Origin of the sequence: Campylobacter sp. RM16192, from assembly GCF_004803855.2 — a bacterium.
In the GTDB taxonomy this organism is placed as follows: Bacteria; Campylobacterota; Campylobacteria; order Campylobacterales; family Campylobacteraceae; genus Campylobacter_A.
Genome location: NZ_CP012552.1, coordinates 1,519,917 through 1,536,159, shown reverse-complemented (window position 1 = coordinate 1,536,159; position 16,243 = coordinate 1,519,917). Strand labels below are relative to the sequence as shown.

Here is a 16,243-nt window from a genome sequence, read left to right as displayed (position 1 = left end):
GATTTTTTATCACTTTGTATCTCTTGTATAAATTCGCCTTTTTCATTATATATGCCAAATAAAAGTGGCGAAGTGAGCGCTATGACTAAAATTTGGATATTTTTTATGCAAATACCTTTTGGTATTCAAGCGATAGTTGATCTTTTAAAGTTACAACTTCATAGTTTTTAGCATCACTTAAAATAGCTAGTGTAAGTTCATGATTTAGCTCGTGGCTTCCGGCAAAAGATGTATAATCAGCCATCAAAGGAGCTCCCATAAGGCTAAGATCTCCTATCGCATCTAGAATTTTATGTCTTACAAATTCGTTTTCAAACCTAAGTCCTTCCGGGTTTAAAATCCTTGTATCATCGATTACTACGGCATTATCAAGGCTTCCACCAAGTGCTAGATTATTAGCTCTTAGCATCTGGACATCTTTTAAAAATCCGAAAGTTCTAGCTCTGGCAATCTCTTCTATAAATGAGCTTTTGCTAAATTCAAATATATATCTTTGCTCACCTATTATAGGGTGATCGAATTTGATTGTAAAATCGAATTTTGGATTTTTTGATGGAGTGACTCTAGCGAATTTGCCATTTTTACTAACTTCAACTTCCTTTTTAATCACAATAACTCTCTTGTGATCATCAAGTTTGGTGATGCCGGCTTCATCAAGCATCATGCAGTAGCTTATTGCGCTTCCATCCATTACCGGAACTTCATTTGCATCAAGAGCTATGCGTATATTATCTATTCCGTATCCACTAATTGCACCTAATAGGTGTTCTATTGTTGATATATAGCCCTCTTTAGAGCCTATTACAGTTGCCATTTGAGTATTTATCACATTTTTTGGCTCGGCTTTAAAGCTTATGCCAAGATCTTTTCTATAAAAAACTATACCCGTATTTGCACTCATTGGCTCTAAGGTAATTTTTATAGGTTCGCCCTTGTGAAGACCTATTCCAACACCTTCTACAGCCTTTTTTATAGTTGTTTGTTGCAAAATTTTCCTTTTAAATTTTTAAATTGATGCTATTATACAATTTTTTAGTATCAAATAATAAATTTTATTGACCATCAATCATTTTTTTTGACGAATTTAAAATATTTACGACATTATCTTTCATCCAATTGTTATCCATCCATTCTTCAGGTCTTACTTCAATGCCTTGCACTATCATTCCAAAGTGTAGGTGATCTCCCATTGCAAGTCCGCTTACTCCGGTAGCTCCGATATGATCTCCGGCATTTATCTGATCTCCTGTTTTTACTGCCATAGAGTTGCAGTGCCCATATAATGAAAAGACTCCAAAGCCATGATTTATAATGATGGTTTGTCCATAAATTCCATTTTCTCCTGCAAAATCTACTTTGCCATCATTGCTTGTTACGATGCTAGCATTTTTAGTAGAAGCAAGATCTAGTCCCATATGCCAAGACTCGCTAATGTTTTGTCCGTCAAAAGTATAATATCTGTGATCTCCAAAGCTTGCAACAGCCTTTGCATTTTTAAGAGGGTAGAATTTTTTTAGGCTAAATTCACTTATAATATCTTCAGATATTTTTGATGTGATATCCGAGATTAGCTTCTCGTTAGCTCCGCGCAAATTTTCATTTACGAATTTCATTTTTTCCAGATTGGACATTGACTCATGATTTTGAGCGTATTGCGCGGCTAATTCAGGTATTTTTTCGTTCAAAAATCTATTTTGGTTATCAAGTTTTATTTTTGAGCTTTTATAGTTTCTGTTTTGATAAAAAAATCTTATCTTGCTTTTTGTCATATTTCCTGCATAATCTATAGCAACTACATCCGCGCTAAAAGAGCTTTGTGTCGCAGGCCAAGCTACTAAAGAGGCGTAATAATCATCTTTATAAAATTTAGAAGGTGTAAATTTTTTACCAAAATTTGTCTCTATGTATAGCTCTTTTAATCTCTCGTCCGTTGCTTTGAATACTACTGTAGCGCTTCCGCCTTTATTTATTGCGTACGAGTGATTTAAGATATTTATTTCGGGTCTTTTGCTATCAACTATGACTTCAACATTTTTTGTCTCTTTATTTCCCATAAAAAAGCCCCATTTGCTGGCATCTACGGCTTCAATGCTCATGGTATAACCTTTCTTTTGGGACTGAAATCCTGTCTTTGGAAAGGATAAATTTATGTCCAAAACTTCCATTGGAGCTTCAAAATTTTGGTTAGTTAAAATTATTTGATGTTCCGCATCAACCATGCTTATTTTTAAGGATTTTATACCGCTTTCATCGGTGATTTTTACAAGCAGAGGCGATGTTAAATTCCAATAAATTTTATCTTCTATGGATATTAGTGGTTTCTCTCTCTCGAATGATTTTGAGCTAAACAGCATAAAAATTCCAGCAACTATTAAAACAAAAAGTACACTATAAGCTATAAAATTTGATCTATTTTTTCTCATTAAATAATCCTTAAACCTATATATTTTGGAAGATTTTACTAAAAAGCTATAAATTTGGAGTAAATTTATAAAATTTCACGTATCTTTCTTGCTTCACTCATCCAGTTTTTAAGTTCGTCCCATTTTTCGTTTTTAACCAAATTTTCACAATCCTCTAGCTCTTTTTTGAACATATCTATTGCATTTATTAAGTTGTCTTTGTTTTGTTTAAAAATATCGCTCCACATTACTGGTGAGCTTTTTGCTATTCTTATCATATCCTTAAAGCTTGTTCCACCAAGTGCGATAATGTCTTTTTTATTTTCTTTTTTTAATACGCTTGATGCAAGTGAAAAACTGATGACGTGAGGTAGATGAGATATTACACTTGTGCGATGATCGTGTTCTTTTGCGCTCATAAACACAATTTTCATGCCAATATGAGAAAATAGCTCTACACAGCGTTTTACATGTTTTTCGCTACTTTCTTTAAAGTCACAAATTATTACAACGGCATCTTTAAATAAACCAGGAAAAGCTGCTTGTGGGCCTGAGTATTCCGTACCTGCCATAGGGTGAGCTGGGATAAAATTTTGTCTTATTTTTTCAGGAACTGCCTCTATAATCTTCTCTTTTGTGCTTCCAAGATCAATTATTGTAGTATTTTCATCTATGTCTTCAAGGTCTTTTACTATTTTTATTATCGCTTCAACAGGAATAGCTAGAAATATCATATCGCACTTTTTTTTCATCTCGTCAAGGGTTAAAATTTCATGTACCAAGCCAAGCTCCAGTGCTTTTTGTTCATGCTCTTTATTTAAATCAAGTCCGCTTACGCAAGAGATTAATTTTTCATTTTTTAAGCTAAGTCCTAAAGAGCCACCGATTAGCCCTAATCCGATGATGCCTATTTTCATAAAAAGCCTTTGTAAATTTATATTGTTTAAAATTAAAATGTGTTATTATACCGCCTAATACACATTTTTAGGTTAAAATCAATGAAAAAAAGCGTTTTTTTACTACTTGCTGTGGCATGTTTAGGTAGTGCTGTAGAGATAAAATCTATAAATTTCAAAGGTCTTTTACGTCTATCTCCTGAGGTTGCAAAGGATATTATGGGACTAAAAGCAGGAGATCAATTAACTGGTGAAAATAGCGATACTGCAATTTCAAATTTGTTTAGACAAAATTATTTTGATGATGTCTATATTGAAGAAAGCGATGGTGATATTTTAGTTGTTGTAAAAGAAAAGCCTAGTATCTCTAGACTTGACATAAAAGGTGTTGTTACTAATGATAAGACCGCAATAGATCAATTAATTGGAATTAAGCAAGGAAATATGTATGACGAACTTGCTATCAGTAGAGCAAAAGAGCGAATTAGACAGTACTATGAGTCAAAGGGCTATTTTGATACCGTTGTGGATGTAACCAAAGAGAGTGTAGCCGTCAATGACAGTAGTTTATTTGTAACCTTGAATGTAAATCGTGGTGAAAATATCATAATAGAAAAAGTAAATTTAGTAGGTGCAAAAGTTTTTGATTATGGTGATATAGAGCCTCTTGTGGCCAATAAAGAGCGTGAATTTATGGGTTGGTTATGGGGTAGAAACGACGGAAAAGTAAAACTTTTTGAACTACCAAACGATCCGGGACGAATTCAAGATAAATATTTTCAAAAAGGGTATCTTGACGCTACGGTTTCTACGCCATATCTAAATGCATATATGGATAATTATACTGCTGAACTTACTTATTATATCAATGAGGGTGAGCCATATACCGTATCTAGCGTTGATATAGATGCACCTGAGTTTTTGGAGCTTGATAAGGAAAAAATTTTAAAAGACTTTAAGCTAGAGGTCGGTGATAGGATGAATTCGGCAAGGCTTAGAAGAGATATGCAAAAGCTTGATGATATGGTTGCCGATAGAGGATATGCCTTTGTGAAAGTTTTGCCAAGAACAGATAAAAATAGCCAAGATAGAAACGTTAGTATAGTTTATGAAATTATTCCTGGAGATAAAGCATATATAAGAAACGTTCAAATTTCAGGCAATGACAGAACCGTAGATAGAGTTGTTAGAAGAGAGCTTTATTTAACAGAGGGAAATTTATACAGCAGAACAGATCTTGAGGATAGTAAAACCGCACTTAAAAGGACCGGATATTTTGAAGATGTAGAGATAAAAGAAGAAAGAGTCGGTACTAATGAGGTTGATCTTTTAGTAAATGTCAAAGAAGCGTCAACTGGAACAATAAGTGGTGGTATAGGATATGGAAGCTCTGATGGACTGTTGCTTAACGCTAGTATATCTGACACAAACGTATTTGGTAGTGGCATGAAAGGCGTGTTTAGCATAGATAGAAGTGATAATGAACTTTCAGGACAGATTGGACTTACAAATCCTAGAATATTTGACTCTGAGTATAGCTTGGGAGGAACTATATATGCCAATGATTATGATTGGGATAACTATGATGAGAGATCATACGGTTTTAATGCTGTTGTGGGACGAAAACTAACTAGAAATTTAAGTGCTTCAATTGGGTATGTTATAGAGCAAAGTGATATTAAAAAGCTAAGTGAGACTTTAATTAGAACAGGATACAAAGAAGGTAAAAGTCTAAAAAGTGCACTTATCCCGTCTATTACATATAATAATACGGATGATTATTATCTACCAAGAACAGGTATAATAGCCACAACTAGCCTTGAATATGCGGGCGTGGGTGGAGATGAGAAATTTATAAAGAGTAGAACAGGATTTAACTGGTATCTTGGACTTAGAGAGTGGATTGATTATGATTTAATCTTAAGATATAAGGCAAATTTTGCCAAAATTTGGGATAGGGGATATGTGCCTATTAACGAGAAGTTATATTTAGGTGGCATTAGAAATTTAAGAGGATATGATTCAAGAACCGTCTCTCCTAAAAATAAATATGGAGACGAAACAGGAGGAACTATATCTTTTAACAACTCATTTGAGCTAAGCTTCCCTATCATAGATCGTGTAAAAATGCGCGGCGTGTTATTTTTTGACTACGGAAAGATCGGTCAAAGTAGCATTAATGAAAATACCAGATATTCAACAGGCGCAGGCATAGAATGGATCACTCCTATAGGTCCATTGCAACTAATTTTTGCTAAACCGCTTAATGATAAGCCAGGAGATGAAACTAGTTCGTTTGAATTTACAATCGGACAGCGCTTCTAGAGGTTTATTTAGATATTTTGGATATAGGGCTTTCCTATATCCTTTTTATAGCTAATCTATTTATTTTTGGTTTTTAGATGATAAATGATGAATTTTATATGAATTTGGCTTTACAAAAGGCTTGGGAATTTCAGATTTTAACATATCCAAATCCTGCTGTTGGCTGTGTAATCTTAGATAAAAATGGCGCTCTTCTTGCATGCGAAGCTCATGAAAGAGCCGGAGAGGCTCATGCTGAACTCAATACGGTAAAATCGGCTCTTTTAAAAATTAATCCCAGTTTTAAATTTCCAAATGGCTCAAATGAGCTTTATGAGTTTATTTTGGCTAATCATAACGGACTTTTAAAAGGTTCAAAGGCCTATGTAACGCTTGAGCCATGTTCTCACTATGGTAAAACTCCACCTTGTGCTAATTTGCTTAAAATTTTAGGCTTTGCAGAAGTAATAATAGCTAGACGAGACGAAAATAAAAAGGCAAGCGGTGGGGCTGAAATTTTAAGAGATGGCGATATTAAGCTTAAATTTGATGTTTTAAAAGATAGAGCTGATGAGCTTATAGAGCCTTTTTTATCTTGGCAAAATGGAAATTTCAGCTTTTTTAAAATCGCCCTTTGTGCAAACGGAGTAGCCACCGGTGGAGTGATATCAAACGAACAAAGCCGCACTCATATGCATAGACTAAGAAGCGTATCAGATCTGCTTGTAATAGGCGGCAATACGGTGCGAACAGACCGTCCGACTCTTGATACTAGACTTATAAAAAATGGTAAAAATCCGGATATTCTTATATACTCTAAGGTGCAAAATTTTGATAAAACAATTCCGCTTTTTGATGTGAATGGCAGAAGCGTTGAGATGTCAAATAGTCTTGAAAAGGCTTTTAAAGCTCCTCTTGTGATGTTTGAAGGCGGGGAGAGGTTTTTAAACTCGCTTGATGAAAGAGTAAGATGGGTGTTAATCTATCAATCAAGCGAATTTAAAAATTTACAAAATTTAAGAGCAAATTTAAGTCTAAAAAGGCTATTTGGATCAAATTTTGGCAGTGATAACTATGGCTGGTATAAGATAATAAGATAAACTTACCTGATCCAGTTTATAAAAACAGAGTTTATCACGCTATTTACACCATCTTTTAAAATTCCGTCCAGAGCTCTTTCGTAGGCGTGCTTCTCTTTCCACACTGGCATAGCCACACCGCTTAGATTTTCTATCTCTTTTCTTGCCGAGTAATAATCGCTTACATCGTCTATAAGCCCGACTCTTTTAGCATCCGAGGCTAAAAATACTCTAGCGTTTGCCCATTCTAGGCTTTTATTGACATCTAAATTTCTTGCTGTGGCAACATCTTTTACAAACATATCGTAAGATTTTTTGACCAGTTTTTCAAGCTCATTTCGCTCAATACTGCTCCACTTTCTGGCAAATGTTCCTACCTCTTTAAACTCTCCTGCCTTTACAACTTGCTGAGATATTCCGATTTTATTGGCTAGTTCGCTTATATTCGGAGCTTGAATTATGACCCCTATTGAGCCTATGAACGAGCCCGGATTTGCCAAAATTTTATTTGAATTTACTCCGGAGTAGTAGCTTCCACTAGTCATTGCCCCGCCGGCATAAGCTATCACGGGTTTTTTGGCTCTTAATTTTTTTACTGCCATAGCTATCTCTGTGCTTGGTGCAAGAGCGCCTCCGGGACTATCTATGAATAGCAAAACTCCTTTGATATGATCATGCTTGGTTGCTTCATGTATCTCTTTTAGCGTCTTTTGGCTATCTAAAATCATACCGCTTATATCTATTTGAACTAAATTTGGGTTGTTTATTGATTTTGAATCCGGGTAGATGAATATAAAAAACAAGATTAAGAGAAAAATCATGGTTTTAAAGTATTCATTTATAAATTTAAATATCGCAACTATAGGCGAAAAAAGTAGTTTTAAAAAATTCAATTTCTTTCCTTGTTAGTCTAAATTTAAAGATTTGCCTTGGATATATAGCTTTTTGCACTCTTTTGCGTGTAACAAAAACATCAAAGCAAGCTCATCTTGCTCTGTGTTACCAAATCCATCATACAATGCCATATCCGCCAGTTTTCCCTCTTTAATCTCTCCAAGATCTAAATTTAGGGACTTTGCACACCATGAAGTGGATGCAAGGAGCAAAATTTTAGCTAAATTTTTTAAATCAAATTCACTATGAATTAATAAATTAGCCCTCAATTCGTCTAAAAAATTTAGACTGATATTTGAGCTAAGCCCGTCTGTGCCTATATTAAAATAGATATTTTGATCTAATAAATTTTGTAAATTCAAAGTCTTTTTACTAAGTAATCTATTTGAGAAAGCACAGTGCGTAACACTGTGAATATAGTTATCAAATTTGCCAAAATCACTCATATAAACGCAGTGCGTAAAGAGAGTTCTAGCACCAGCAAACATTTTAATAAAACTATCGACGCTATAAAAAGGTTTTGGAAATTTACTAAATTTACCAAGCCACTCTTTAAATCCGCCTACGCCGCTTTCTAGCCAGTCCCTTTCGTGATTTGACTCCATTAGGTGCGTGGATACTAGTAAATTTTGCTCTTTTGCGAGATTTATAGCGGCTTTAGCCAAATTTGGGTGCGTAGAATATGGTGAGTGAACGGATATAGCGGGAGTGAAAAATTCGCTTTTAAATTTCACGCTCTCATCGAAACGCTTTTTAAAGCTCTGCCAATTTACATCTAAAAATTCCTCATTGGAGCCTAAAATCTCGTTAAAGTATATTACTCTAGCAGAGCTTTTAACACAGGCTTTGAGGTCTGTTCCGAAGCTAGAAACCGTACCTATAGTGCCTACTCCACTTTTTTGCATAGTTTTTATAGCGGATTTTATAACTTCTTCATTGGCTTGCTGCGAAAGCGTGGAACGAGAGTTTATTACGCTACTTAGCCACTCCAAAAAATCCCCATAAACAAGGCTAGTTTTATTAGCGCTAAACTCTAAATGAACATGTGGATTTATAAATGCCGGAGCCAGGATTGTTTCTTTTTCTTCTATAAATTCGGCATCCTTGAATTCTTTTTTTAGCTCGCTCGCTTCGCCTATTTTTATGATCCTGTCGTCAAAAGCGACCGCTTTATTTTGTAAAATAGTGAATTTTTCATCGCATAATATTATCAATTTTGGCTTTAAAATAGTCATTTTGAACCTTTTTGTTGTGATTTTAACAAATTTTTCTTATTTAAAGGCTTCAAATTTTATCTATTTTGCCCAAAAAGCCTTAGAATAATCGCATAAGGCTAAGATGAATAAAAACAAAAATTTAGAAATAAAAATGTATAATTAAAGCTAAATTTAAAATTTATTTAAAAGGAAATACGATGGATAAAAAATTTAAAGTTATGGTTATTCAAGGGCCAAATATCAATATGCTAGGCACTAGAGAGACTTCTATTTACGGTGTTATGAAAATGGAAGACATTCATAATCAAATGAAACTTTTTGCAGAGCAAAACGATGTAGATATAGAGTTTTTTCAAAGCAATTTAGAAGGTGAGCTTGTAGATAAAATTCAAGAGTGCTATGGCGATGCTGACGGTATTATAATAAATCCTGCAGCCTACACACATAACTCTATTGCCATAAGAGACGCATTAAGTGCTGTTAGCTTGCCTGCAATAGAAGTTCATATCAGTAATATTCACCGCAGAGAAGAATTTCGTCAAAAGAGCATGATATCTCCGGTGACTGCTGGACAAATAGTTGGTTTTGGACCTGTTGGATATCATCTGGCAATGATTGCAATGCTTCAAATTTTCGAGCAAATCAAAGCGGTAAGGCAGGCTCAAAACACACAAGAATAATTAAGAAATCATGAGAAATTTTATTCTAAAAAATGAAAATGCCATCTATCATGAGTGCGGATATAGCTGTGATAACGCACTATTTATTGATATTGGCGGCATAAGATTTTTTTTAACAGACGCTAGATACGGGATAGAGGCTAAAGAGCTAGCTAAAAACTGTCAAGTATTACAAGTTCAAAGAGGCTTGATAAAAGATGCCAGAGAATTTTTACGAGATAAAAGAGTTAAAAATTTGACCTTTGATCCTTGTGATTTTAGTGTGGCAGAGTTTGAAGAGCTAAATAAAAATTCAAAAATCAATTTTAAACCAAAGCCTAATTTTTCGCAAATTTCACGCATTTTAAAGAGTGAAGATGAGATTAAAATTTTAAAAGAGGCCGCAAGATTAGGAGCTAAATGCTTTGATGAATTTGCAAAATTTGTAAGAGAAAAAGGCGAAGGAATGAGCGAAGAGGAGTTGTTTTTTAACGCTGAGTTCATATTTAAGCAAAAAGGATCACTCGAACTTAGCTTCTCTCCCATTGTGGCGATAAATGAAAATGCGGCCAAAGCGCACGCGCTACCAAGCAAAAAGAGACTAAAAGAGGATGACTTGCTCTTGCTTGACGCCGGAGTAAAATTTAAAAGATATTGCTCTGATAGAACAAGAACGGCTTGTTTTACAGCCGATTTCAGCTTCTCTAAAGAGCAAAAATTTAAGAATCAAAAGCAGCAAGAAGTTTATGAGATTGTAAAAGAGGCTCAAAGTTTAGCCATAAAAGCTATTGAAATAGGCAAAAAAACTAAAGAGATAGATGATGTGGCACGCAAATTTATATCCAAACATGGCTTTGGAAAAGAGTTTTTCCACTCTACAGGACATGGTGTGGGCGTAGATATACACGAGCTTCCAAGAATATCGATGAAAGATAAGACACTATTAAAAGCCGGGATGGTATTTAGCGTGGAGCCTGGAATATACATAGAGAACGAATTTGGCGTTAGAATCGAGGACGTAGTGGTTGTTCGAGAAAACGGAGCCGAAATTTTATGAGATTAAATGGAATGAGACGCTTTGTTAGAAGCGTTTTTTTTCCAAAAGTTTTAAATTTTAAATCCGGTTTTAAATATAGCGTTCTTTTAGGCATAGGTGGAAATATAGGGGACTCTAAGAGACGTTTTGATAGGCTTTTTAGACTTTTACAAGATGATAAGCGGATAAATTTAGTAGAGAGTTCTCAAATTTTGGTAAATGAGGCATTTGGTTTTAGAGAACAGGCGGATTTTTACAACGCTGTGATTTTGATTCAAACTAGCCTTAGTGCGAGAGCCTTGTTGAAAGTAACTTTAAATTTAGAGAGGCGATTTAGGCGTGTAAGAAGTTTTAAAAATGCGCCAAGAACGCTTGATGTAGATATATTGTATTTTAGTGGGCGAAATAGAAATGACTCTAGGCTTACTCTTCCACATAAAGGAGCAGAAGAGAGACTAAGTGTAATTTTACCGCTTGGTGTGATGAAAATGGGTTTTAAAAGGAGTAGATTTGGCAACTAAATTTCATACATTTACAGGTGAAAGCAGTATAGAAGCGCTAAAAAAAGCTAGAGCTCAGTGTGGTGAAAAAGCGATTTTGGTAACTACTAAGCAGATTCAGCCAAAGACCATAAATAAAAAACCTTTATATGAAATTTTAGTTAGTGTTGAAGAGGATGAGCCGCAAAAGCAGCCTTTAAAGCCGGTAAGTTTAAAGGGCTACGATCGATTTCAAAATTTAAACCAAACTCCAAAATTTGAGATTATAGAAGAGCCTAAAAATAGCGATTTTGTGCCTGATGATGAGCTGTTTGGAAATAAAAAAAATACAAACAAAGATAACGATATACTAATAAATATATCAAAGGCTGCAAAAGAGATAAGTGAAATAACAAAGATGAGTATGGAAACCAGCCCAAATGAAGGACAAAATCCATCTTATAATAAAAAAATAGATGATGTGGCAAAGCAGATGAACGCCATCGGAGATAAGGTAAATCTGATGATGGATATGCTCTGGGAGGATAGGGCTTCTAGCAGAAATAACCTTATTATACCGCCTGAGTTTGCGAGCATATATAAAGCTGCTAAAAAAAGTGGTATGAAAGATGAGCATTTAAACTCAATTATGCAGATTACGATTGAAAATATGCCTACTTCTATGAAAACCAATCCAAATGCGGTAAAAAGATATTTTTACTCCTTGCTTCGTAAAATGCTTCCTTGCAGAAACGAGCAAAAAAATAGAAAACAACGTATTATGATGCTAGTAGGACCTACCGGAGTTGGCAAGACAACGACTCTAGCAAAGCTTGCGGCACGCTTTGCCTATGGTAAGGATATAAGGTATAAAACCGGAATAATCACTCTTGATACATATAGAATCGGAGCTGTGGAGCAATTGTTTCAATATGCCAAGATGATGAAGTTGCCGATACTTGACGTAATTGAAGTAGATGATTTTAAAGATGCTCTTAAACAGCTAAATCACTGTGATGTGATCTTGATAGATACTACCGGGAATTCTCAGTATGATAAAGAAAAATTAGCTAGGCTTGAAAAGTTTTTAAAGAGTGCTGACGCTCAAATAGATGTAAATTTAGTGCTTTCTGCAGGATCAAAAGTAGAGGATCTATTGGAAATTTATAATGGTTTTAGCTTCCTTGACATAGATACTTTGATAATTACTAAATTTGATGAAACTAAAATTTTTGGAAATGTGTTCTCTCTTATTTACGAGACAAATACGCCTGTGAGCTACTTTTGTGTAGGGCAAGAGGTTCCTGATGATCTTATGGAAGCTAAGGGTGAATTTTTAGTAGAGTGTATATTGGACGGATACAGCAAGGAGAGTAAAGATGAATAATCAAGCTAATAAGCTAAAGACTCTTGTCTCTTCAAGCACGGTTCCTAGAAGTACTCACTTTATCGCTGTTACAAGCGGTAAGGGTGGAGTCGGTAAGAGTACTATAAGTGCAAATTTAGCAAATGTTTTGGCTAATAACGGCTACAAAGTAGCATTATTTGATGCTGATATCGGACTTGCAAATTTAGACGTGATTTTAAATGTAAGAGTTAATAAAAACTTGCTTCACGTCTTAAAAGGAGAGTGTTCTTTAAATGATATTTTGGTTCAAATCAAGCCAAATTTAATCCTGATTCCCGGAGAGAGTGGGGATGAAATTTTAAAATTTAATAATCAATTTTTATACGAGAGATTTTTGGATGAGGCTAGCGCTTTAAATGATCTTGACTTTTTAATAATAGACACAGGGGCCGGAATAGGAGGCAATACGCATCTATTTTTAGAGGCTGCTGATGAGGTTATTGTGGTTACTGTGCCAGATCCGGCCGCAATAACCGATGCCTATGCTGTTATAAAGGTAACTTCAAGAGTCAAAAATAATATCTTTATGCTTTTTAATATGGTAAAAAACGAAAAAGAGGCTGTTAAAATATTTGAAAATATCCGAAAAGTTGCAAAAGCCAATATTACCAATGATCTAAATCTAGAGCTAATAGGATATCTTAGTGAAAATAAGAATGTATCAAATAGTATCAAACAAAGAACCTTATTTACAGATGATGCCGAATTTTCAACAAGTAGTGGGGAGCTAAAGGAGATAGCGTCAAAACTGCTTTATAGGTTGGAACGAAAAGTGCTTGATACAAGCGAAAATAGAAGCTTTGGCGGCTTTTTTAAGCGGTTGATTGAGCAATTTTAAAATAGGATGTTATTTTGCGAGCGGAAAATTTTATAGCTTTTTTTACTGTATGCGGCTTTTTTGTAGGGCTTATGTTTGTAACTTTAAAGATTGATGAGCCTATAGAAATGATGATATATACCTTTTTGATAACGTTTTTTTTCTACCTTTTAATACATATTGTAATCATGAACTATATCGATGTAAAAAATATTTTTAAAGGACATTTTAATAAGCAAGAGCATGAAGAAACTGCTGATTATCTCATCTCCGAGCTTAGTTTAAGAGAGAAAAGAATAGAGAGCGTACTTGCTAAACTTGCTGTAGAAAATGCGCTTATAAAACAGACATTAAGTAATAATAATGGACAATCTAAAGCAAAAGCAGCTTAATGCCTATGCAGCAACTATAAAAAAAGAGCAAGATGATATAGTTTTGCAGTATATGCCTGCACTTAGGGCTATGGCTTTTAGGCTTAAAGAGCGTTTGCCTGCTACCGTAGATGTAAACGACCTTATAAGCATAGGTGTAGAGGAGATGATAAAACTCTCCAGAAAATACGATAAAGAGCAGAATGATTCTTTTTGGGGGTATGCTAAAAAGCGTGTTTATGGTTCTATGCTTGATTTTTTAAGAGGGCTTGATGTGGTAAGCCGAGCTAGTAGAACTCTTATAAAATCAATAGATACTCTTGTGGATCAGTATTTTAATAAGTATGAGTGCGAGCCCGATGATGAGTATTTAGCGGATGCTCTTGGCGAAGATATAGAAAAAATTCGCGATGCAAGAAATGTAAGCTCAGTAATAGTTACTCTTGGAATAGATGATCAAATGGATATAATGAACGAAGAAAACACTCTTGATAGGATAGAAAAAGAGAATTTAATAGAGAAAATAGAAGAAATTTTATCTACTTTTGATAAGCGTGATCAGCTCGTCGTTCAGTTATATTATTACGAGGAGCTAAGCTTAAAGGAGATAAGCGAGGTTTTGCAAATTAGCGAAGGAAGAATTTCACAAATTCATAAAAGATTGATGAATAAACTAAGAGAGAGACTTGAGGGTAAATAATGGCGGATATTTTAAGTCAAGAAGAGATAGATGCACTGCTTGAAGTCGTAGATGAGGACGCAGAGGGTGCCGATATAGGCATAGGCGGTTCGTCTTACGAAGATCAAAGACAGATTATAATCTATGACTTTAAAAGACCAAATCGTGTCTCTAAAGAGCAGTTGCGCGCTATCAAAGGCATACACGATAAACTTGCGAGAAATTTGGCTTCTCAAATTTCAAGCGTAATGAGAAGTATTGTAGAGATTAGACTTCATAGCGTAGATCAGATGACATATGGCGAGTTTTTGATGAGTTTGCCAAGTCCAACTAGCTTTAACGTATTTTCAATCAAACCTCTTGATGGCAACTGCGTACTTGAGATAAATCCAAGCATAGCCTTTCCTATGATAGATAGGCTTTTGGGTGGTAATGGTGAAGGGTTTGAGACAAGTAGAGAGCTAACCGATATAGAGGTAAATTTGCTTGATGCTATACTTAGAATGATGATGCAAAGGCTAAAAGATAGCTGGAGTATTATAACCGATATGTATCCAAATGTTGAGGCTAAAGAGAGTAGCCCTAATGTCGTTCAAATAGTATCTCAAAACGAAATCGTAATAATGGTTGTCATGGAGATCATAGTCGGCAACTCAAGCGGAATGATAAATATATGCTACCCTGTTATCTATCTTGAGCCGATTTTGTCGCGTCTTGCAAACCGAGATATAATGCTTGGAGAAACAAGCGCTAAAAAGAGTAGAAACAAAGAGCTAAAAACGCTAATAGGGCGTGCTGAGGTATTATATGAAGCGATACTGGGTAAGGCTGTAATAAGCGTAAATGAGTTTTTAAATTTAAAAGAGGGTGATATACTGCGTCTTGATCGCTCCGCTGATAATAAGGCTATTGTTACTATAGATAAAAAAGAGGTCTTTTTAGCCGAAGTCGGGCTTCATAGATTTAGAAAATCAATAAAGATAGAAGAGCTTATCAGAACCGATAAGGACGAGATCAAGCATATTTTAGAGCAATATGAAGAGGAGCGAAAGGCCAAACTCATGAGCTATGAACAAGAAGAAAACGAGTATGATGAAAATATGATGGAAGAGAGCGATGAATATAATGAATGATTTTTTTGAAATTTTTGTAAATGAGTGCAAGGCTACCATTGAAGGACTTACTGGTAAAACTCCTGAATTTGGCACCAAGGCAGAATTTGACGCTCCGAGTCAAGAGGGCATGAAGCCGCCTCTTGCGGTGGCAAATGTAAATGTTAGCGGTGATATAACGGCTAAAATCATGCTTGTAGCAACTCCTGTGCTTATGAGTGCCTTAGGCGAGTGGATGATGGGAGAAGAGGAAATTTCTCGAAATGAGAGCTTAAGTGAAGATGATCTGGATGCGACCAAAGAGGTTTTTTCAAATATCTTAGGAGCTTTTGCCACATCTCTTGGCGCTCAAAAAACTATGCCAAAGCTAAATTTTGAAATTTCAAAGGTAAATTTTATAGATGAAGATTCAAATTTTGATATAAGCAGCTTTGAAAAAATTTATATTTATAATGTAAATATCGAAGATATTAGCGAGCAAATCGGTGTAGTCATAGATTTTTCATTTTTTAATTTTTTTAATAAAGATCACAAAAAAGGCTCTGATGCAGGCGAAAAAGCCGGTCAATATAAGATGGAGTTAAGTCCAACCGAACTTCAAAATATCAATCTGATTATGGATGTTAGGTTGCCTATCAGGGTTAGAATCGGCTCCAAAAAAATGCTTTTAAAAGATGTTTTAAGTATGGATATAGGCTCTGTTATAGAGTTAAATCAGCTTGCAAACGATCCTCTTGAAATATTGATCAACGATAAAGTCATCGCACTTGGCGAAGTTGTAATCGTGGACGGAAATTTTGGTATCCAGATAACTGAAATTGGAAGCAAGAAAGAGCGTTTAGAGCAGCTTCGATAAATTTGATATACTTGCCGTTTTTAAAACAAGAAAA

The 16,243-nt window shown here is 35.0% G+C and carries 16 protein-coding genes; 11 read left to right on the top strand and 5 right to left on the bottom strand.

Features of this window, described 5'->3' with window-relative positions:
* Nucleotides 1-103: 103 nt before the first annotated feature.
* The 3 genes from lpxC to CDOMC_RS08125 all read right to left on the bottom strand — a co-directional run bounded on the left by lpxC (nucleotide 104) and on the right by CDOMC_RS08125 (nucleotide 3,319).
* Complete coding sequence (lpxC, locus tag CDOMC_RS08135) at nucleotides 104-988, bottom strand: UDP-3-O-acyl-N-acetylglucosamine deacetylase (RefSeq protein WP_172129233.1); 885 nt, start codon at nucleotides 986-988, stop codon at nucleotides 104-106.
* A gap of 64 nt (nucleotides 989-1,052) precedes the next feature.
* Nucleotides 1,053-2,423, bottom strand: coding sequence for a M23 family metallopeptidase (locus CDOMC_RS08130; RefSeq protein WP_172129232.1), 1,371 nt, complete (start codon nucleotides 2,421-2,423; stop codon nucleotides 1,053-1,055).
* Nucleotides 2,424-2,488: 65 nt separating this feature from the next.
* Nucleotides 2,489-3,319 carry a prephenate dehydrogenase gene (locus tag CDOMC_RS08125; protein ID WP_172129231.1) on the bottom strand — a complete coding sequence of 277 codons (831 nt, stop codon included), beginning with the start codon at nucleotides 3,317-3,319 and terminating at the stop codon, nucleotides 2,489-2,491.
* Between the two features lie 81 nt (nucleotides 3,320-3,400).
* On the opposite strand from CDOMC_RS08125, the gene bamA reads away from it, so the two are divergent.
* Nucleotides 3,401-5,623: an outer membrane protein assembly factor BamA gene (gene bamA, locus CDOMC_RS08120; protein WP_172129230.1), complete on the top strand. Its 2,223-nt coding sequence runs from the start codon at nucleotides 3,401-3,403 to the stop codon at nucleotides 5,621-5,623.
* Nucleotides 5,624-5,700: 77 nt separating this feature from the next.
* A complete protein-coding gene (gene ribD / locus CDOMC_RS08115; protein WP_442861608.1) occupies nucleotides 5,701-6,702 on the top strand; it encodes a bifunctional diaminohydroxyphosphoribosylaminopyrimidine deaminase/5-amino-6-(5-phosphoribosylamino)uracil reductase RibD in 1,002 nt (333 codons plus the stop codon).
* 2 nt (nucleotides 6,703-6,704) lie between these two features.
* On the opposite strand, the gene sppA is transcribed toward ribD, so the two are convergent.
* Complete coding sequence (sppA, locus tag CDOMC_RS08110) at nucleotides 6,705-7,574, bottom strand: signal peptide peptidase SppA (RefSeq protein WP_172129228.1); 870 nt, start codon at nucleotides 7,572-7,574, stop codon at nucleotides 6,705-6,707.
* Between the two features lie 12 nt (nucleotides 7,575-7,586).
* The gene (mqnF, locus tag CDOMC_RS08105) at nucleotides 7,587-8,810 is read right to left on the bottom strand and encodes an aminofutalosine deaminase family hydrolase (RefSeq protein ID WP_172129226.1); all 1,224 of its coding nucleotides are present in this window, start codon (nucleotides 8,808-8,810) and stop codon (nucleotides 7,587-7,589) included.
* 179 nt (nucleotides 8,811-8,989) lie between these two features.
* Here mqnF and aroQ point away from each other — a divergent pair, with 179 nt between their 5' ends.
* Genes aroQ through fliY form a run of 9 tightly spaced genes read left to right on the top strand, consistent with a single transcriptional unit; the run spans nucleotide 8,990 to nucleotide 16,209 of the window.
* A complete protein-coding gene (gene aroQ / locus CDOMC_RS08100) occupies nucleotides 8,990-9,472 on the top strand; it encodes a type II 3-dehydroquinate dehydratase (RefSeq protein ID WP_172129225.1) in 483 nt (160 codons plus the stop codon).
* A gap of 10 nt (nucleotides 9,473-9,482) precedes the next feature.
* Nucleotides 9,483-10,508 (top strand): M24 family metallopeptidase, encoded by a 1,026-nt coding sequence (locus tag CDOMC_RS08095; protein ID WP_172129223.1) that lies wholly within the window; start codon nucleotides 9,483-9,485, stop codon nucleotides 10,506-10,508.
* Entirely contained in the window at nucleotides 10,505-11,008 is a 504-nt protein-coding gene (gene folK / locus CDOMC_RS08090) for a 2-amino-4-hydroxy-6-hydroxymethyldihydropteridine diphosphokinase (RefSeq protein ID WP_172129221.1), read from the top strand. The genes CDOMC_RS08095 and folK overlap by 4 nt, the downstream gene beginning before the upstream one ends.
* On the top strand, nucleotides 10,998-12,353 hold the full coding sequence (gene flhF, locus CDOMC_RS08085; protein WP_172129219.1) for a flagellar biosynthesis protein FlhF: 1,356 nt from the start codon (nucleotides 10,998-11,000) through the stop codon (nucleotides 12,351-12,353). Before folK ends, flhF begins: the two co-directional genes overlap by 11 nt.
* The gene (locus CDOMC_RS08080) at nucleotides 12,346-13,212 is read left to right on the top strand and encodes a P-loop NTPase (protein WP_172129217.1); all 867 of its coding nucleotides are present in this window, start codon (nucleotides 12,346-12,348) and stop codon (nucleotides 13,210-13,212) included. The genes flhF and CDOMC_RS08080 overlap by 8 nt, the downstream gene beginning before the upstream one ends.
* A 14-nt stretch (nucleotides 13,213-13,226) precedes the next feature.
* Nucleotides 13,227-13,583: a hypothetical protein gene (locus CDOMC_RS08075; RefSeq protein WP_172129215.1), complete on the top strand. Its 357-nt coding sequence runs from the start codon at nucleotides 13,227-13,229 to the stop codon at nucleotides 13,581-13,583.
* The gene (locus tag CDOMC_RS08070; protein WP_172129213.1) at nucleotides 13,555-14,262 is read left to right on the top strand and encodes an RNA polymerase sigma factor FliA; all 708 of its coding nucleotides are present in this window, start codon (nucleotides 13,555-13,557) and stop codon (nucleotides 14,260-14,262) included. Before CDOMC_RS08075 ends, CDOMC_RS08070 begins: the two co-directional genes overlap by 29 nt.
* Nucleotides 14,262-15,374: a flagellar motor switch protein FliM gene (gene fliM / locus CDOMC_RS08065; RefSeq protein ID WP_172129212.1), complete on the top strand. Its 1,113-nt coding sequence runs from the start codon at nucleotides 14,262-14,264 to the stop codon at nucleotides 15,372-15,374. Before CDOMC_RS08070 ends, fliM begins: the two co-directional genes overlap by 1 nt.
* A complete protein-coding gene (gene fliY, locus CDOMC_RS08060) occupies nucleotides 15,364-16,209 on the top strand; it encodes a flagellar motor switch protein FliY (protein ID WP_172129684.1) in 846 nt (281 codons plus the stop codon). The genes fliM and fliY overlap by 11 nt, the downstream gene beginning before the upstream one ends.
* Nucleotides 16,210-16,243: the final 34 nt, after the last annotated feature.